The 18,361-nt window shown below is 53.1% G+C and carries 21 protein-coding genes and 1 tRNA gene; 6 read left to right on the top strand and 16 right to left on the bottom strand.

What is annotated here, in order from left to right:
• Positions 1-90 precede the first annotated feature (90 nt).
• The 4 genes from AC2VLR_RS10505 (at position 91) to AC2VLR_RS10490 (ending at position 2,486) form a co-directional block, all read left to right on the top strand.
• Entirely contained in the window at positions 91-291 is a 201-nt protein-coding gene (locus AC2VLR_RS10505; protein WP_486882067.1) for a DUF3311 domain-containing protein, read from the top strand.
• Complete coding sequence (gene mctP, locus AC2VLR_RS10500; RefSeq protein WP_486882066.1) at positions 288-1,826, top strand: monocarboxylate uptake permease MctP; 1,539 nt, start codon at positions 288-290, stop codon at positions 1,824-1,826. Before AC2VLR_RS10505 ends, mctP begins: the two co-directional genes overlap by 4 nt.
• A gap of 236 nt (positions 1,827-2,062) precedes the next feature.
• The gene (locus AC2VLR_RS10495) at positions 2,063-2,275 is read left to right on the top strand and encodes a hypothetical protein (protein ID WP_486882065.1); all 213 of its coding nucleotides are present in this window, start codon (positions 2,063-2,065) and stop codon (positions 2,273-2,275) included.
• A complete protein-coding gene (locus AC2VLR_RS10490) occupies positions 2,265-2,486 on the top strand; it encodes a hypothetical protein (protein WP_486882064.1) in 222 nt (73 codons plus the stop codon). The genes AC2VLR_RS10495 and AC2VLR_RS10490 overlap by 11 nt, the downstream gene beginning before the upstream one ends.
• A gap of 95 nt (positions 2,487-2,581) precedes the next feature.
• On the opposite strand, the gene AC2VLR_RS10485 is transcribed toward AC2VLR_RS10490, so the two are convergent.
• Complete coding sequence (locus AC2VLR_RS10485) at positions 2,582-3,655, bottom strand: alkene reductase (protein WP_486882063.1); 1,074 nt, start codon at positions 3,653-3,655, stop codon at positions 2,582-2,584.
• Between the two features lie 226 nt (positions 3,656-3,881).
• Here AC2VLR_RS10485 and AC2VLR_RS10480 point away from each other — a divergent pair.
• Both AC2VLR_RS10480 and AC2VLR_RS10475 read left to right on the top strand, forming a co-directional pair.
• A tRNA-Leu gene (locus tag AC2VLR_RS10480) sits at positions 3,882-3,966 on the top strand.
• Positions 3,967-3,990: 24 nt separating this feature from the next.
• Positions 3,991-4,743, top strand: coding sequence for a hemerythrin domain-containing protein (locus AC2VLR_RS10475; protein WP_486882062.1), 753 nt, complete (start codon positions 3,991-3,993; stop codon positions 4,741-4,743).
• Between the two features lies 1 nt (position 4,744).
• On the opposite strand, the gene pstA is transcribed toward AC2VLR_RS10475, so the two are convergent.
• The 15 genes from pstA to ndk form a co-directional block, all read right to left on the bottom strand.
• Positions 4,745-5,659 (bottom strand): phosphate ABC transporter permease PstA, encoded by a 915-nt coding sequence (pstA, locus tag AC2VLR_RS10470; protein ID WP_486882061.1) that lies wholly within the window; start codon positions 5,657-5,659, stop codon positions 4,745-4,747.
• Entirely contained in the window at positions 5,659-6,615 is a 957-nt protein-coding gene (pstC, locus tag AC2VLR_RS10465) for a phosphate ABC transporter permease subunit PstC (protein WP_486882060.1), read from the bottom strand. The genes pstA and pstC overlap by 1 nt, the downstream gene beginning before the upstream one ends.
• A 103-nt stretch (positions 6,616-6,718) precedes the next feature.
• The gene (pstS, locus tag AC2VLR_RS10460) at positions 6,719-7,804 is read right to left on the bottom strand and encodes a phosphate ABC transporter substrate-binding protein PstS (RefSeq protein WP_486882059.1); all 1,086 of its coding nucleotides are present in this window, start codon (positions 7,802-7,804) and stop codon (positions 6,719-6,721) included.
• A gap of 206 nt (positions 7,805-8,010) precedes the next feature.
• A complete protein-coding gene (locus AC2VLR_RS10455; protein ID WP_486882058.1) occupies positions 8,011-8,382 on the bottom strand; it encodes a DsrE family protein in 372 nt (123 codons plus the stop codon).
• Between the two features lie 79 nt (positions 8,383-8,461).
• The gene (locus AC2VLR_RS10450) at positions 8,462-8,953 is read right to left on the bottom strand and encodes a SixA phosphatase family protein (RefSeq protein WP_486882057.1); all 492 of its coding nucleotides are present in this window, start codon (positions 8,951-8,953) and stop codon (positions 8,462-8,464) included.
• The gene (locus tag AC2VLR_RS10445; RefSeq protein WP_486882056.1) at positions 8,925-9,341 is read right to left on the bottom strand and encodes a hypothetical protein; all 417 of its coding nucleotides are present in this window, start codon (positions 9,339-9,341) and stop codon (positions 8,925-8,927) included. The genes AC2VLR_RS10450 and AC2VLR_RS10445 overlap by 29 nt, the downstream gene beginning before the upstream one ends.
• Complete coding sequence (der, locus tag AC2VLR_RS10440; RefSeq protein ID WP_486882055.1) at positions 9,342-10,685, bottom strand: ribosome biogenesis GTPase Der; 1,344 nt, start codon at positions 10,683-10,685, stop codon at positions 9,342-9,344.
• Positions 10,686-10,694: 9 nt separating this feature from the next.
• Positions 10,695-11,879 (bottom strand): outer membrane protein assembly factor BamB, encoded by a 1,185-nt coding sequence (bamB, locus tag AC2VLR_RS10435; RefSeq protein WP_486882090.1) that lies wholly within the window; start codon positions 11,877-11,879, stop codon positions 10,695-10,697.
• Positions 11,879-12,490, bottom strand: a complete 612-nt coding sequence (locus AC2VLR_RS10430; protein WP_486882054.1) for a YfgM family protein — start codon at positions 12,488-12,490, stop codon at positions 11,879-11,881. Before AC2VLR_RS10430 ends, bamB begins: the two co-directional genes overlap by 1 nt.
• Positions 12,487-13,806 (bottom strand): histidine--tRNA ligase, encoded by a 1,320-nt coding sequence (gene hisS, locus AC2VLR_RS10425; protein WP_486882053.1) that lies wholly within the window; start codon positions 13,804-13,806, stop codon positions 12,487-12,489. The genes AC2VLR_RS10430 and hisS overlap by 4 nt, the downstream gene beginning before the upstream one ends.
• 14 nt (positions 13,807-13,820) lie before the next feature.
• The gene (gene ispG, locus AC2VLR_RS10420) at positions 13,821-14,921 is read right to left on the bottom strand and encodes a flavodoxin-dependent (E)-4-hydroxy-3-methylbut-2-enyl-diphosphate synthase (protein WP_486882052.1); all 1,101 of its coding nucleotides are present in this window, start codon (positions 14,919-14,921) and stop codon (positions 13,821-13,823) included.
• Positions 14,911-15,924: a RodZ domain-containing protein gene (locus AC2VLR_RS10415; RefSeq protein ID WP_486882051.1), complete on the bottom strand. Its 1,014-nt coding sequence runs from the start codon at positions 15,922-15,924 to the stop codon at positions 14,911-14,913. The genes ispG and AC2VLR_RS10415 overlap by 11 nt, the downstream gene beginning before the upstream one ends.
• A 7-nt stretch (positions 15,925-15,931) precedes the next feature.
• Positions 15,932-16,801 carry a type IV pilus biogenesis/stability protein PilW gene (gene pilW, locus AC2VLR_RS10410; RefSeq protein ID WP_486882050.1) on the bottom strand — a complete coding sequence of 290 codons (870 nt, stop codon included), beginning with the start codon at positions 16,799-16,801 and terminating at the stop codon, positions 15,932-15,934.
• Positions 16,798-17,889 (bottom strand): dual-specificity RNA methyltransferase RlmN, encoded by a 1,092-nt coding sequence (gene rlmN / locus AC2VLR_RS10405; RefSeq protein ID WP_486882049.1) that lies wholly within the window; start codon positions 17,887-17,889, stop codon positions 16,798-16,800. The genes pilW and rlmN overlap by 4 nt, the downstream gene beginning before the upstream one ends.
• The gene (ndk, locus tag AC2VLR_RS10400) at positions 17,890-18,315 is read right to left on the bottom strand and encodes a nucleoside-diphosphate kinase (protein WP_215843684.1); all 426 of its coding nucleotides are present in this window, start codon (positions 18,313-18,315) and stop codon (positions 17,890-17,892) included. It lies immediately after the preceding gene.
• Positions 18,316-18,361 lie beyond the last annotated feature (46 nt).

The following is an 18,361-nucleotide window of genomic DNA, read 5'->3' as shown; positions in this document are numbered from 1 at the left end:
AGCCTTATCCAGCAACTTGTCCAAAAATCGACATTTGTCCATCTGGTACTTTTTGTTATGCTGCACCGTTCAGATAATGAGGAACAGCCGGTGGCAAAAAAAAAATTGGGATGGCAGGGCGTTGCCCTCTTGGCGGTACCCTGTGTGGCAGTATTGGCGGTACCCTTTTACAACCGGATTAACCCGGAGCTTTTCGGTATTCCCTTTTTTTACTGGTGGCAGATTCTTTGGGTGCCCCTTTCTAGTGTTTTTCTTTATTTAGCCTACCTGCGTCTGGAATCAGGCCGATGAATCCCGTTACCCTGTCAGTCTTTGCCATTCTCTTTCTGGTCATTGTTGTTCTGGGCTTTGCCTCGTCTCACTGGCAGCGGGGCAACCTGCATCATCTGGAAGAATGGGGCCTTGGTGGCCGTCGCTTTGGAACCTGGATTACCTGGTTTCTCATTGGCGGAGACCTATATACGGCCTACACCTTTGTGGCTGTCCCCGCCCTGGTTTTTGGGGCTGGCGCTTTGGGATTTTTCGCCCTCCCCTATACGGTTCTGGTCTACCCCCTTGTCTTCGCCATTCTTCCCCGACTCTGGCGAGTTGCCAGAGAACATGGCTTCGTCACTGTGGCCGATTTTGTGGACGCTCGTTATGACAGTCCGCTTCTGGCCCTGGCGGTGGCAGTAACCGGCATCGTCGCGACCATGCCCTACATTGCGCTGCAGTTAGTCGGTATCGAAGTTGTCATCGCTGCCCTGGGTTTCAGCACCCACGGTCCCTGGAGTGACGCGCCACTGATGATGGCTTTCGTGATTCTGGCAGCCTTTACCTATGTGAGTGGGCTCCGCGCTCCGGCGAGCATAGCGGTGGTCAAGGATCTTTTGGTTTACCTGGCGTTGTTAGCCCTGATGATTGTCGTGCCGTGGAAGCTGGGAGGCCTTGCTGCCATTTTCCATGCTGTTCCTGCACAGCATTTGCTCTTACCCGCCATCACCCAGCACAACTGGGGCATGCAATCCTTTTATCTGACCCTGGCTTTGGGATCGGCTTTGGGTCTCATGCTTTATCCTCATGCCAGCACGGCAGTCCTCGCTGCCAAGGGTACAGATACCTTGCGCCGCAACTGGATCCTGCTACCCGCCTACTCCTTCGTTCTGGGACTGATTGCCCTGCTCGGTTACATGGCCTACGCCGCGCATCTTCCCTCCCAGCCCGCCCTGGCTCCTTATTTTCATGACTATGGACCACAATTCGCCATTCCTGGATTGTTACTCGCTTATTTCCCGCCATATGTGGTGGGCATAGGCCTCGCCGCAATTGCCATTGGTGCTCTGGTGCCAGCTTCCATCATGTCCATTGCCGCTGCCAATCTTTTTACCCGCAATATCTACCGTAGCTACCTGCACCGACAGTGCAGTCCTCAGCAGGAAACCCGTATGGCCAAACAGATATCATTGCTGGTGAAATTTGGCGCCCTACTCTTCATTCTCTTTTTACCGACCCAATTTGCCATTCAACTGCAGCTTCTCGGTGGCATCCTGATTCTGCAAACCCTGCCAGCCGTAGTAGCGGGTATCTATACACGCTGGTTTGATCCCCGGGCCCTACTCGCCGCCTGGGCCGGAGCCCTGGTCTGGGGAGTATGGGCAGCCGCCCAGACCGGATTCCAGAAATCGGCTTATACCCTACATATCGGTTCTGTGCTGATTCCTGGTTATATAGGGTTTTACGCCCTGATCCTCAATTTCCTGCTGGCAACAAGCCTGACCGTCCTCCTGCGCGGCGTACGAATTCATCATGAACGTGATCGTACCCGAAGCGAAGCCTACAGCGAGTAATCCACTTCTAAGCTATACTTAAAATATTACCGGGTGTGCAGGCATTTTTTTGCCACCTTATGCCGTTTGATTCAGCAAAATCATAGAAATACTCTTGCTCTCTCAAGACTGCAGAAAGAACGTTCTGGTTTTCAGTAATTCATAATAAAAATATTGTGGAACATTATTTTGTTTTTACTGTCTATACTATCAGGTGTTCACATGAACAATGCATAGTCCTATACAAGGAGGTTGCTATGAAATTTGAAAAAAGTGCAGATAATCAATTTCGTCTAATCATGAGCAAAGCGGAGGCTGATAAGGTTTCTGATGCACTACTCAAAAAAGCAGGGGATTTGAATCGATCTACTTTAGACTTTGCTTATCTGGCTGCTGAGGCAGTACTTTCCATGGATAATGATTTCCGTCAACCGAAATCCTTTTATCAAGGAGAATCTCATGCAAGTTAATGTTGAAGACAAAAATGTGATTACTACGCTAAGTGCCAGAGAAGCAGGGAAAATTGCAGAATCTCTGCAAACCATGGCATCAGTACCATCTGAGCTCAAAGATTTTCTGGCTCTCTTCAGTGAGATAAAAATACCCGACGAGAAACGTGGTGAGTTGCGCCATGAGTGGGGTGATCCATTGGATATGGATCCAGATATTGGTCCAGCGTAAACAACCCGTAATGATGCCAACAGGCAATACTTATGATGCCGCCAGACTGCAATCACTTGGCGGCATAAAATTGCTTTAAATAACAAACTCAAAAATTATACAGCTCCCACAGCAGGATAATCCGTATACCCTTTTGCACCGGTGGTATAAAATGTTGTCGGATCGGGCTCATTCAGCTCATGCTGCTGATGAATTCTCGCTGGCAAATCGGGGTTCGCCAGAAATGCGGTACCAAAAGCAACAGCATCCACCTGGCCTGAGGCTACGGCATTTTTTGCCTCTTCCGGGGTGTAACCCATATTGGCTATTAATGGTCCCCGAAAATTTTGCCGCGCCACAGATACAACATCACCAGTCTGACGGCCGTAAAAATCACTTCGCATCAGATGCAGAAAGGCTAATCCATAATCGTTCAAGCGGGTAGCAAGCCAACCCAGCAAATGAATCGGATCACTATCTTGCATATCATTAAAACTATTGAGCGGTGATAAACGAAGGCCGACTTTGTCGGCACCCACCGCCTCACAAACTGCCGCCACCGTTTCAAGAAGCAAGCGCGCCCGGTTTTCCACTGAACCGCCATAAGGACCCGCACGCAAATTACTGCCATCCCGTAAAAATTCATCCAGCAGATAACCATTGGCTCCATGGATTTCGACCATATCGAATCCCGCAGTAATGGCATTGCGGGCAGCTTGGGCAAAACCTTCCACAATGACAGGAATCTCATCGTCCAGTAGCGCGCGTGGGAGGGTATAGGCTTGTTTACCGTTGGGGGTATGTACTTCTTCATGGCGAATTGCCAACGCACTTGGCGCAACCGGAATGGCGCCCGCGTTCAGATCGGGATGGCAGGCTCTGCCACCATGCCAAATCTGCAAGGCTATTTTACCACCCGCCTGATGCACGGCATCTGTCACCCTTCGCCATCCCCCTATTTGTTCATCCGAATAAATACCCGGTTCATGCCAGAATGCCGAATTTCCAGGGAGAATCATTGTTGCCTCGGCGATAATCAGCCCGGCACTGGCTCGCTGCGCATAATATTCAGCCATCAGCGCTGTAGGAACATGTTCTCCTTCGGCTCGACAACGGGTGAGCGGTGCCATCAGGATGCGATTGGCAGCGGTGATGCTACCCAATGGTAATGGTGAAAAAAGGTCGGTCATAATACCTCCATAGAAAATGCCATAAATACCTACACAATAATACCGACCGGTCAGTCTGTTTACAAGAGCTCACTGAAACCTGGCTTCCTTCTATATGGGCAGCCGAGGGTTGAGGAGCATGGGTGGTTTATCTGGTCTGCAAGAGATGATCTTGTTATGATGCAGGGGTTGTTGATCAGCTCTGAATGCTTTACGCGAGTCAGGGAATACAGGTCAACAAGTACTCGCCCAGGTGGCGAAATCGGTAGACGCAAGGGACTTAAAATCCCTCGGCTTATGCCGTGCCGGTTCGAGTCCGGCCCTGGGCACCATTCTGAAACATAAGGATATTTCTCATGGCAATTGATGTAACCTCCTCCGCTCATGATGTGTCCGTGAAAAACGCACTGGATGTCCGGGGAATGAGCTACACAGAAGCTCAACCTCTGGTGTATGCCGCAGCCATTCGCTTATCCGTCGGACAACGTCTGCAAGTGCTGACCGATTCGGATCCGACAGCCATGATGCGTGCCGTGGCTTTTCAGCTGCGCGACGCCATCTCCTGGAGTATGGAAAGTGACGGCGCCCTCTGGCAAATCGAAGTACAACCACGCGCTGAAGCAGAAGCCAAGGATGTTGTCGATTTGTTAACTTGGGACCATTACCGTCTGGATCATCAATTCGCCCAGGTTCTGGCTGCAGCCAACGAAAATCGGATTGCTGAGGCGGAAAGTATTTTTCAGGACTATTGGCTGGGATTACGTCGCCATGTACATCTGGAAAACAATTTACTGGGACCGGTACTCGGTGGTGGCGAGGAAAAAGGACCTCTGGCGGATATGCTTTTTGAACATGACAGCATTATTGTGCAATCCCGATTGGTTGAAGAAACCTTCGACGAAAAAGACTATGGCATGTTACCAGCCATCTGTGCCATGTTGTCCGGTTCCCTGGCCAAGCATGAAAATCGTGAAGAAACTACGTTATTCCCTATCTGGCTAACGACGGATAATAGTGACCGGGGTCGTGCGGCAGAGCACTTGGCCAGAGCCAAAGAACTGCTGGCAGGTTCTGAAGATCAAAAAGTCCTGGAGGTTTTCAACCCGTAAGTTAGCGGTACGCTCCCATCCGTTTCTGGGCACGTACCATGTACCAGCGTCCCAACAGAATGAGCATCAATACCCCGGCAGTGATAAGAAATGCTGCCGCAAAAGCCAGCATGTGGGATTCGGCAAAAGGTTCGTTAATAAACGTCCAGATAACATACGTCAAATAACCAATAGGTTCCTTGGTCAGATTACCTGACCACATATAATTCGACCAACCCGCTGTATAGAGCAGCGGTGCCGTTTCCCCCATGGACAAGGCCACAGAATAAAACAGTCCCGTCATGATGGCAGGTGCAGCACCCGGCAAAAGAATCTTGAAAACAATGCGCCCTTCCCCGGCCCCCAATCCGTACCCAGCTTCGCGCACGGCCAGCGGTATGTTACTAATCGCCAATTCGGTAGAACGGGCAATGTAGGGCAATAACATGATGGTCAGGGTAATAATGCCCGCAGCCACGGAAAATTGCCAACCCAGATAAATGACCATGGTGATGTAGCCCACATAACCGAGCACAATAGAAGGCACACCTACCAACACATCAGAAAGAAAACGCAAGGACTGCCCGGCCATTCCCTGTCCGTGTTCACTCAAATAAATCCCCGCTGAAATACCTATGGGTGCCGCCAGAAGAATGCTGCCCAGAGAAATGACAATGGACCCTTCAATCGCATTTTTGAGGCCACCACCGATACCATTGGTGATTTCTGTCAATAATTTGATATTTAGCGCCGGCCAGGCGTGAATAAGCACATCACCAATAATGGACAAAAACATAATAGCGAGAAAAGCAAAAGAGGCAAACACAGCGACAGAAGCAAACACCGTCATCAATTTTCGCCATAAAGACATCTTGAATACTTTGGGAGGTAACGCCTTTGTCGAAAGCTGTTTTTCCATCATCTTGCTAGCAGCCATCAGCGCACCTTTTCCATCCACAAGATCAATCGAGCAGAAATATTCACCAATATGGTAATCAACAATAATACCAGTGCTATTTCAGACAATGCCTCAACTGCCATATTGGTCGGGTCCTGCAGCGCACTATCCAGTTGCGAAGCAATAAATGCGGCCATTGTCGAAATGGGCGCATAAATATTACCCGGGAGATAGTTCAAGGCATTCCCGCTGACCATAAGCACGGCCATGGTTTCACCGAGCGCGCGGCCCAAGGCCAAAATACCCACCCCAATCAGTACCTTTTTCAGCTTTGGCAAAATGATGTGCCAAAATACTTCCAGGCGCGTCAAACCCAAACTCAATCCGGCTTCCTTCAAAGCGGGTTCGATCATTTGGATGGATTCACGGAGGGTCGCTGAAATCAAGGGTATAATCATGACAGCCAGCACAAAAGCCGAAGTCAGTAAACCGTAACCACTACCCGGGCTACCGTTCAAAAAAGGAATAAAAGAAAAAATATTTGTTAAAAAAGGGAAAATTGTATTACCAAAAAGCGGAACCAGCAAAGCATATCCCCAGAGTCCATATACCACGCTGGGAATGGCCGCCAGAAGGTCCACAAACAGAGACAAAGGGCCGGACCAGGATTTACGAATTCCTTCACTCAAAAAATAGGCGGCACCAACAGCGATGGGCATGGCCATCAGCATGGCGAGCACTGAGCTGACGATGGTTCCGACAACAAGAAACCAGATGCCATATTTAGCACCAGGCATAATCTGATGACCACCTACTTCTACGGGGTTGCCATACAGGTTCCCTAGATTCCAATCATTGGTCCATAAAAAATGAAACTGGTTATATTCAATTGCCGGCCAGGAATAAATAACTAAAAAAACCACTAATAAAATTAATGAAATCGGCAAAAAGCTTGCCGTGGCAATCAATGATATTCTGAATACAGGAATTTTCATTACCGTTTTTCCAAAATGGCGAATGTATTCAAAGAAAAAATATAATACGATTTTTCAGGCAATGGGATCATGATGCCGGGAGTTTCCCGGCATCATGCAGACCTTAGTGAATCTCAGCGATCTGCTTACGAGACAGTTCAGCAGCACTGTCGGGCAACGGCACAAAGTTCACTGCCGTGATGAAGTGAGGAGCATTACCGCCCTTGGGATCAATCGCCCAGTTCAGGAACTTCTTCAGAGCCGCAGCGACTTCCGGCTTGGGCTGGGTCTTGCTGACGATGGCATACTCATAGTTGATGATGGGGTAGGACTTGGCACCAGGCGCATAGACCAGACTGATACGTTCATCCGCAGGGGTTTTGCTGACCATTTCACCCGCAGCCGCCTTGGCATTTTCAACCGTGGGCAGAACGAAGTTGCCGGCGCGGTTTTTCAGCATGGCCAGGCCCAGCTTGGCTTCTTCCACCGGCTTCTTCCAGCTGATGCCAATGTACGCCACACCATAAGGGGTGGTTTTCAGAGCTTGAACCATGCCCGGATTACCTTCAGCACCAATGCCACCCGAAACAGCGGGCCAGCTCACGGTGGTGCTGTAGCCTACACTCTTGCTCCAAACCGGAGAAGTGTCTGACAAATAGGTCGTGAAAATGAAAGTATCGCCGGAACCGTCAGTACGATGGATCGGAACGATCTTGTGGTTAGGCAGCTTCACGCCAGGATTGAGCTTGGCAATGGCAGCATCGTCCCAGTTGGTGATTTTGCCGGAGTAGATGTCAGCCAGCACCGGACCGGAAAGTTTCAGGTGCTTATTGTTCAGACCCGGCAGGTTGTAGTTGATCATCTGAATGGAAATAGCCAGAGGAATGTTCAAAATGTTTGGATGCATTTTGATCTGGGCATCACTCATATAAGCATCAGAAGCGCCAATCTGGGCCACGCCGGAAATGGCTTCGGAAATACCAGTGCCACTACCCGTGCCCTGGGTGGTGATCTGTACGCCGGGATTCATTTTGGTGTAAACCGGTACCCAGAGGTTGAAAAGCGGATAGAGCAGCGTAGAGCCGGTTTCCAGCAAGGAAATCGTGGCGGCGCTGGCGGGCATGGCATACATGCCGGCAAAACCCAGTGCAGAAATCATGACCGCGCCCTTCACACTACGAGAAAATTCTTTCTTCAAGCGATACAGCATAAGACCTCCAAAGATGGCGAATACGTTGATTTACGGCTTTTTCACTAACACACCGTACGTCATCAATGCCCGTCGGGCAGCCTTGACGAGACGCGCATTCAATCTAGCATAGTTATATGACAGTTTGATGACAAAACCGCGCTTACAAAGAGAGCCCGTTCATCAGGACGGGCTCTGAAAAATCTGCTTATTTATGGTAAAGAAAATTACCAGGTCAGAATACGACCGGCCGCAGCCAGAGACGGCAATGCTGCGCTGGGATTCATCATGGGAATGGGTTTGGCCAGATCTTCCTTGGTCATGCCATTCAGTTCCAGAGACTGGAGACAGCCAATGATTTGTACTTCATTATCTTCGGCCAGCTTCATAAAGTCAGCGACGCTTTTGCCGCCTTCCATGGGGAAAATACTTTCAGCCTTACCCTTGGCCAGTAATTCCGTGGCAGGACCCGTGAAGTACATCACGACTTTCTGCTCGGCGGCTGCGGCAGTGGCTGCCAGAAAAAAAGCGGACGGCAAGCGTTTGGGGTTTTCGGCACCGGTAATGAGAATAATGACGAGATCTGCTGCTTCGGACATCTAACACCTCCTGAATGAACGTGTGAAGTGACTCTGATAAGTATACACCCATTTGCCATTCCAACTGAAATGGCCTGACTTACGTCCGGATGAATGGCACCATTCTGGACAGCATTTCCGGCAGGGCATACCACTGCAGCTCCCCTTCCAGCCGGTCGGCCTTGGGCAGAAATATACCGGTCACGCTGGCTTTCTTGACGGGCACACTGATGTGGGTGATACGGGTTGTCCAGATGCCGAGATGAGGCTGATGACCGACCACGATCAAAGTGTCCGGCAGTTCAGGCAGCGCTTGCCAATCCTGGCTCAGGGCATTCAGATCCCCGGCAGGAATGGCATCATGATATTGGGACACGGGTGTCGCCAGAGCCTGGGCGATATATTCCGCAGTTTCACGGGTGCGCAACAAGGGGCTGCTCCAGATCAGTACCGACCCGCTGAGGCAGTATCGTAAAGCCCTGGCTACATCAGATGCGCTTTGCTGACCATGGGCCGTGAGCTTGCGCGTAAAATCGGCGCCGGATACAGCGGCATCTTCTGCTTCAGCGTGGCGTACGAGTAAAAGGTTCACGCTTTTGCACCTCCTGTCCAAACCAGATTATCGTGATGGCCCTCGGCAATACCCGGGCAAGAATGGTAATCACCGCAATACCGATCAAAGCAGTCATCCACTCATCCACTCGGGTTTTGCTATTGGGACCCGCACCGATAAATACTTCCAGCCCGGATAAAACCGCCCCCAGAAAAATGGTCACCGGTCTCCAACCATAGGGACCAAGTACCGGATAAAAACGGGCGATGGCCCCTAGGGTTACCGTAGCCCAGAGGGCGTACTCTCCTGCACGTATCCACAAGCCCTGAGGATTCACCGGAAGCATCTGCCCGCTCCACAAAATGCCCAGGTAAATCAACAGAGCAACAATGGCCCAGCGCCACCATCCAGCCAGACTGCCTTTCATTTAATGCTTTCCTCTTTTGGGTTGCGGATCGTAGGGATTTTCACCCTGACGAAAAATCAGCCGCAGCGGAATGGCATCCAGACCCAAGGTTTTTCGGAAGGCACTTTCGAGATAACGCTTGTAACTACCGGGCAAACGCGTGAGTTGGTTGCCGTGAAACACCAGAGTCACTGGATTTTCGCCACCCTGATGGCAATAGCGTAATTTGATGCGACGCCCGCCGACCATGGGTGGCTGATGGGTTTCGATAATTTCGGCCAGCGCCCGGTTCAATTCGCCGGTGGAAAAATGTTTGCGGGAGTTTTCCCAGAGACGATCGATACTTTTGTACAGATCCCCTACGCCTGTGCCATGCAAGGCAGAAATAGTATATACCGGCGCATATTGAATAAAACTCAGCCGTCGCTCCAGTTCCTGCTTGACTGCCTTGCGATCATGGGGGCTCATCCCATCCCACTTATTGATGACCACAATAATCGGCCGGCCCAACTCTACCGCCACGCCGACCAGATGAGAGTCCTGCTCGGCGATACCGACCCGGGCATCCAGGACCAGAAGCACGACGTCGGCTTCCCGCAGAGCGCCCAGGGTTTTCAGAACGCTGAGTTTTTCCAGGCCTTCACCGACCCGGGCACGGCGGCGCATGCCGGCCGTGTCAATCATGACGTAGGGTTTACCTTCCCGCTCATAGGGAATCCGGATGCTGTCCCGGGTGGTGCCTGGCTCGTCAAATACCAGCACCCGCTTTTCACCGAGCATAGCATTTACCAGCGTGGATTTGCCCACATTGGGGCGTCCCAACATGGCAATGCGTGGACCCTTCGCTATATCGGTCTGGGTAACGTCCTCATTGGGCAGATCGGAAAACACCGCTTCCAGCAGAGTTTCCACCCCATGGCCGTGGGCCGCCGATATAGTATAGGGCATCCCCAGGCCCAGACGGTGAAATTCCGGGAGTTCACTGACCGCGCCCTTGGCATCCATCTTGTTCACGACCAGATAAATGGGTTTGCCGCCACGCCGCAATTCAGTAGCGATTTCTTCGTCCTGCGTCGACAAGCCTTCCTTGGCATCTACCAGAAAACAGATGGCGTCAGCTTCCTGAATAGCCAGCCGGGTCTGGATGGCCATGGCGGCTACCAGTCCTGCGCGCTGCTCCGGTTCAAAACCACCTGTATCAATGACCAGAAACTGGCGTCCTTCAAATTGTGCCGTTCCGTAGTGACGATCCCGGGTCAGACCCGGAAAGTCCGCCACCAGAGCCTCACGGGTGCGAGTCAGGCGATTGAAAAAGGTGGACTTACCGACATTGGGGCGCCCCACCAGGGCAATTACTGCAGTCATGACGCAACCTTAGCGCTTTGCGAGCTTGATCCGATACAAAGTACCCGCATCACTGAGGGCAAGAATCTGGTCATTGGCCAGACAGACAGGACTGCTTTGAATGCCACTGGAAGAAATGCGGGTCTGGCCGATGCGATGTCCTGATTCCGGATTGAAAGCATAGAGATAACCGCCGTTGTCGGTAGCCAGCAAAGCATCCCCGCAGCTGCTCAGACCGGTCATGGCATGGCCTTTGAGTCGGGCGTTTTGCCACAAAATACTACCGGAACCCGGATCAATTTCGGCAATATCGCCATCGGCTTCAGCCACAAATAAATGCCCCTTGAACCAGACCGGGGTCAGATAGACCGACATGGGAACGCTCCAGTTCTGGGTACCGCTCTGTGCAGCATAGGCGGCCAGATTGCCCTGATAAGCAGCTGCAAATACCTGCCCGTCGGCCACCACAGGACGCGCTGCCACATCCACCATCCGCGCCAACTCATTACTGCCATGGGCGATGGCCACGCGGGCATGCCACAATTCGGCGCCGGTAGAGAGACTCAATGCAGCCAGAGTACCGTCGGCAAAACCGGCATAAACCACCCCATCATGTACGGTGGGGGTGGAAACTGCGCGCAAAATCAGGGAAGGTTGATTCATGGAAAAAGTCCATTGGACCTTGCCATCCTTCGGATCCAGCGCCCAGAGATGACCATTGACCGTTTGCAAAAGCAAATGATCCTGCGCGTAAACGATCGGGGTCAGGACTTCAGAGGTCAACTGCACCGACCAGAGCTTGTGCCCGTTTTTGGCATCAAAGGCAAATACCTGACCCGCAGTGGTGCCGGTATAAACCACCCCATGAGCGATAGTCGCCCCGCGCGCACTTTTTCCTACCAGGCTACGAATCCATTGCTGACTACCGCTATCGCTTAAACTGACCAGGTGTCCCGAGGCATCACTCACGACAATCTGCCGACCCTGCCGGGCAATGTCAGTCCCCTGATAGGGATTGATGGGCCACAGGCCATAAAGCCGTGCCTGCCACTGGTTGGAAAAAGAGACCTGCTTTTCCCCTTTACTGAGGGGCGGGGGCGTTTTCGGACCAGGAGAAGAATGGAACCAGGACATGATTCCGCAGCCATTCAGCAAAACCGCAAAGGTTCCTAGAGCGGCTGAACGCCATATGCTTTTGAAAAGAACTGTTCGCATCACGGCGCAACTCCAATATTGGCTATTTTCATCTGCAGATAACTACGGTACGGGTCGGTTTCCGGCAAGGCTTTCATCGCCGCCTGGTAGGCTTGATCAGCCTTGCTGACCTGCTGAAGGGAGGCATAGGCGTCGCCCTTGATTTCGTCCGCTATAGCGGCAAAAGCGGAGTCTGACTTTTGCAATAAATGCAGGGCGTTCTGGGGCTTATGCTGATCCACATACAGGCGCGCCAGATTCATGCGCGCCAAGCTGCGCATACCGCGCGGGGCAGCAGAATCATCCATGACAGCACTGAGCGATTTTTCTGCGGCGGGCACCTGTTTACTATCCATATCGAGGCGGGCCAGAAAAAAACGTGCCATGATCCCGTAGGCTGTACTCCCATACTGATGAATCAGCGTATCCGCACTGGCACGGGCGGTACTGTTCTGCCCCTGTAGCATGGTATCCACCAGTTCATTATAGAGTACCGCCGCTTTTTCAGTTTGATGGCGTTGATATTTCTCATAACCAAAAAAGCCCATGGCGGCGAGAAGGATGACAATAACACCCACAATGAGGGCAACACGATGGCGGGAAAGCAATGCAGAAAGTTCTTGACCGGTCACTTTAATCTTCTGGCTGTGGCAAAATTGTGCTCAGTATGGGGTGCATGTCGGGGGAAATCAACGCCAAGGCTTTGCAAACCAGTAGTCACGGCGTCCAGACTCCCCTCCCAGCGCCCTTCCCCATCCTGTTCCTTGATGATGACGGGCTCTCCCTGGAGTTGTCCGGCTCCAATCAGCAGCTGAAAGTGCGCCTTGGAACGCTCAGCCTGCTTCATCAGGGATTTGAAAGTCGCCGGCCCGGCACTAACCACACTGACAGTCTGGTCACGCAAATGTTCGGCCAGTTTCCAGGCAGCAGCCAAACTGTGGTCATCCAGCGCTCCGACAAAAAGTAGCGGTTGTGCAGCAGTGGTGAGCTTGCCCTGGATTTCCTGCAGGGCCAGCAAGCGCTCCAACCCTACGGCAAAGCCGATAGCGGGTGTTTCCTGACCTCCCAGTTGGCTGACCAGCCCATCATAACGGCCCCCTGCCAATACGGTGCCCTGAGCACCCAAGGCATCGGTCACCCATTCAAAAACCGTGCGGTTGTAATAATCCAGGCCTCGTACCAGACTGTGATTGACCACATAAGGAATATCCAGGGCCGTCAACAAATCCCGCAAACAGGCAAAATGTGCGGCGGATTCCGGGTCGAGATGATCAACCAGGTGCGGAGCCGCGCCGGCAATCTCCTGACAACCCGGCACCTTGCAGTCCAGAACCCGCAGGGGATTGCGTTCCATTCGGGTTTGACAGTCCGCGCATAAAGCAGCTTGCCGGGGGCGCAGATAGGCCAGCAAGCGCTCACGGTAAGCTGCGCGTGCTGCAGGGCTTCCCAGGGAGTTGATCTGCAACGCAGCCTCTACTCCCGCTTGCTGGAGGATGCGTGCGGAAAGGGCAATGACTTCGGCATCTGCACCAGCACCGGCTTGGCCGAACACTTCTACACCCAGTTGATGAAACTGGCGATAGCGGCCCTTCTGGGGACGTTCATGACGAAACATCGGGCCCATGTAGTAATAGCGAGGTGTCTGCCCGCGCATGGTCTGATGCTGGATGGCTGCACGCACACAACCCGCCGTCCCTTCGGGGCGCAGGGTGAGACTGTCGCCATTGCGATCGGCGAAGGTGTACATCTCTTTTTGCACAATGTCAGTGACATCGCCGATGGCCCGGGCAAAAAGCTCCGTGGATTCCAGCAGGGGTAGACGAATTTCCCCGTAATCATAGAGCTTCAGCAGGGCGCGCAGATCAGTTTCCAGAGTCTGCCAGCCCGCGACTTCGGACGGGAAAATGTCATTCATTCCCCGCACTGCCTGCAATGCCTTAACCGCCATAAAAATATCCCGGATCAGGCATCATGCCGGGCAGCTTGACGCTCGGCAATTTCGGCACGAATCCGCTTTTCCAGCACATCGACAATATTGACGTTTTCGACCCGATCCACCTGCTTGCCGTGATAATAAAGAATACTGCGCTTATCGCCGCCGGCCAGTCCGATGTCTGCTTCCTTGGCCTCACCAATACCGTTCACCACGCAGCCAATCACCGAGACATCCATGGGCTCCAGAATATCTTCGAGGCGCGCTTCCAGAGCATTGATGGTATTGATTACATCAAATTCCTGCCGGGAACAGGAAGGACAGGCAATCAGATTGATGCCTTTCTGGCGCAGATGCAGGCTTTTGAGGATATCAAAACCCACCCGGATTTCTTCTACCGGATCAGCCGCCAGGGAAATCCGGATGGTATCGCCGATGCCATCCCGCAACAGCAAACCCAGACCAATGGCGGACTTGACCGTACCCGAGCGCAATCCGCCCGCTTCGGTGATGCCCAGATGCAAGGGGTAGTCGACCTTTTCCGAGAGCAAGCGGTAGGCCCCCACCGCGAGAAACACGTCAGAGGCTTTGACGCTGATTTTGACATTATGAAAATTCAGTTCGTCGAGGATACTGACATGGCGCAGCGCCGATTCCACCAGAGCTTCCGGGGTGGGTTCCCCGTATTTTTCCTGAATATCCTTTTCCAGAGAACCGGCATTGACCCCGATCCGGATCGGAATGCCTTTGTCCTTGGCCATTTCCACCACCAGACGGGTTTTGTCCAGCGAGCCGATATTGCCGGGATTGATGCGCAAACCATCGACGCCATCGGCCATCACCTGCAGGGCAATACGATGATCGAAATGAATATCCGCCACCAAGGGGGTTTCCACCTGGGCGCGGATGGCCTTGAAAGCCTCAGCAGCATCCATGCTCGGTACCGACACCCGGATTATATCTGCGCCGACCGCTTCCAGACGACGAATTTGTGCCACGGTCGCGGCCACATCCCGGGTTTCGGTATTGGTCATACTTTGCACGCTGATCGGGGCATCTCCACCGATGGCTACTTTGCCAACGTGAATTTGCCGGGTTTTACGGCGCTGAATAGGAGATTCATGGTGCATGGGAAGCCTCGCTAGTGACAGCCGCGCTTGCAGAAAGCGCAGCAGATGTTAATGGAGCGGCAATACCGGCTAAGGATGTACTGGACACAGCAGGATGTCGAGGGACTGCATGGGCTTGGTGAGCCGGACTGCGCGTTGGGGATACTGTGGCTTGCGCCGATATCGTACTGGCCGTAGGTGCCGTACCCAGTTGCAGACGGGCTACGCCTAAAGCATTCACGGGGAGGGTAACAGGTTTGCCTTGATACTGGATTTTCACCCCCCGGGCATTACCCAGTAAGACCTGATAGGGTGGCTTGCCCGAATGTACATTAAGCAGATCACCCGGACGCCCCAGCACCGCCAGCAGGGTTTTACCTTCAGCATCCTTGACCTGTACCCAGCAATTGCCCTGAAACTGAAAAGCAATGCCATCAGTGACGACAGCGCGAGCCGCAGATTGGGTTGCCGCAACGGGAACAGTGCTAGTGGCGCCCGCCTGACTCTGGAGTGCCGCAGTCACACTATGCCCAGAGGCCGTAGACACTGCGGGTGGAGCCAGGGTTGCCGGCATGGAAACACTATTTTGGGGCTGATTGTGCGCAGAAGTAACGGGAGGAGGCGTGGCCGATGATCCGGAACGCCCCCAGAACCACCACACGGCTACAATCACCGCGACCACAATCAGGAATGAAATCAACAGGGTCCTTTTGCTGTAATCGAGCAGAGGACTCTCCCCATCGGGCAGGAGTTGACGGGTGGGAGACAGCCCTGAACCCGCGTTGTTGGCATCATAACTGCGCAACAAGGGTTCCGGATCCAGGCCCAGGAGACGGGCATAATTTTTCAGAAAACCACGAGCAAAAGTGGCACCCGGAAGAACATGATAATTCCCCTCTTCCAGACCCTGTACCTGCAGTTCCGTAATATGTAACTGCTCTGCCACCTGGCGCAGGGTCCAGCCCCGCGCCTCGCGGGCGCTGCGCAACTCGGAATGACTCTGGCTTTCATCCATGGCGTCCATCGCTTGTTCAACCCTGCTGAAGCAACAGCTGCTGGGCTTTTTTACCGGCCGCAGAATAAGGTGCCGCATTCACACAGCGTTGCCACAATGCCGTAGCTTCACTGCTGCGCCCCTGTTGGGCGGCAATTTGTCCGGCCAGCAACAATGCACCGGGATTATCCGGTTGTTGCGCCAGCACCACCTGCAAATGGCTGTAGGCGCTATTGACGTTACCCTCCTTAAAATCCAGCTCGGCCAGCATCTGCAATGCCGGCGGATAATTGGGGACCAGGTAGAGGGCACGATTCAGGGCATCGCGCGCCTCCGGAAGGTTTTTCAGGCCGGCATAGGCTTGTGCCAGATTGGTCCAGGCAAACTGGGGGGTGCTGTATAAGGGGTCCGCCGTAGCCATCTTCAACTGCGTGATGGCTTGCTGGTAGTCCCCGGCATTCACCAGAAAAGCCCCATAATTATTGCGGTATTCAGGATTTTTGCTATCGAGCGATAGCGCCTGAACAAAAGCCTGCTTCGCCAGACCGTTTTGGGCTAACTGCTCATAGGCCAGCCCCATCACGTTGTAAGCATTCGCATAGCTGCTATCAACCTGAGTGGCCCTTTGCAACTCGCGAATGGCTTGCCTGGGGTGACCATCCTGCAGATAAGCCGTAGCCAGAGAAGTATAAATGCCCGCCTTGGCTTTTCCATCGTCGGCAGGTGCCTGGAGACCCTGATCCTGGGCGCGGGTTTTATGTTCGTGGGCAATAAATGCCGCCATTTGCTGATCGGGTGTCATGGCCGTGTTCTTACTGCCAAAGAGCCCGCAGCCACTTAATACCGTTGCGGTCAGCACCGCAGGAATGATTATCTTCAGGGATAACGGGATTCTGCTCGTGCTCATGCCTGTACCTTCAAGGGAATGCTGCGGCGACCATCTCGCACCTGTCCGGCCAGTTGACCGCAGGCTGCGGCAATGTCGTCACCGCGAGGTCGGCGCGTAACCGTCATCACATCCCCGCGCATGACAATATCCCGGAAAGCATCAATGCGCTTTTGTGGCGAACGCTGATAATCAGAACCGGGAAAAGGATTGAAGGGAATGAGATTGACCATGGCCGGAATGCCCGACAATATCCGCAGCAAGGCTCGGGCATCGGTGTCACTGTCATTGACTCCGTCGAGCATGACGTACTCAAAGGTAATGCGACGACGCGGGAGCAGCGGGTAACGCCGACAAGCCTCCAGCAATTCGGCCAACGGATAATGCCGGTTGATGGGAACCAGAATATCCCGAACCTCGTCCCGGCTGGCATGCAGACTGATGGCCAGATTCACCGGGCTTTCCGCACCGAGGCGGTCCAGACCAGGAACGACCCCTGCCGTGCTGACGGTAATGCGTTTGGGGCCAAAGCCATAGGCAAAATCGTCGCGCAACAAATCCAGGGCAGGAAACAGATGCCGCAAGTTCAGCAAAGGTTCGCCCATACCCATGAATACAATATTGGTGATGGCATCCAAGCCCAGCTTCTGACGGGCAATCCGGATTTGGGCGATGATTTCGTGGGTTTCGAGATTGCGGCTGAGGCCCTGGGCGCCGGTCGCGCAAAAACTGCAGGCCAGAGAACAGCCGACCTGGGAGGAAATACATAAAGTGCCCCGATTTTCTTCGGGAATGAAGACCGTTTCAATCGCATTACCATCCGGCAGGCCCAGCAACCATTTACGGGTGCCATCAGCGGCCAGTTGATCAGCCAGGATTTCCGGTTCCGCATAAAGTGTTTGTTCTGCGAGACGCGCCCGGAGACTCTTGCTGATATTGCTCATTTCCGCAAAATCCGCGACCTGCCGCCCATGAATCCATTGCAGTACCTGCTTGGCGCGAAAAGGAGATTCTCCCCATTCGGTCAACAAGGCAGCCAGAGACTGCTGATTCAGTCCCAAAAGATGCGGCTGTTGCGCCGGAATCACGACTGCGGCTTCGGCACTCATTTAGCGCGAAAAAATCTCCCGTTGGCTAAAGAAATAACTGATTTCCCAGGCAGCTGTTTCGGCACTGTCCGAACCGTGGACAGCATTGGCATCAATGCTGTCGGCAAAATCGGCACGGATGGTTCCCGGAGCGGCATCCTTGGGATTGGTGGCGCCCATCAGATCACGATTTTTGAGAATGGCACCCTCACCTTCCAGCACACTGACCAGTACCGGGCCGCTGCTCATGAACGCACACAGTTCACCATAAAAAGGACGGGCCTTGTGCACTGCATAAAAACCACCCGCATCTTCCTGGCTGAGGTACAGCATTTTACTGGCAATGACCCGAAGACCGGCTGCTTCGAACCGACCCAGAATGGCACCAATGGCATTTTTCTGGACGGCATCGGGTTTAATAATGGACAGAGTGCGTTCAACAGCCATAAATTCCTCAATAGGGGTAGATTAAAAGTCGCCATAGGCTAGCATT

The sequence above is a fragment of the Acidithiobacillus sp. TH-A117 genome, from assembly GCF_057473465.1.
The sequence above is the reverse complement of the archived record's forward strand: the minus strand, read 5'-3'. Positions and strand labels throughout refer to the sequence as shown.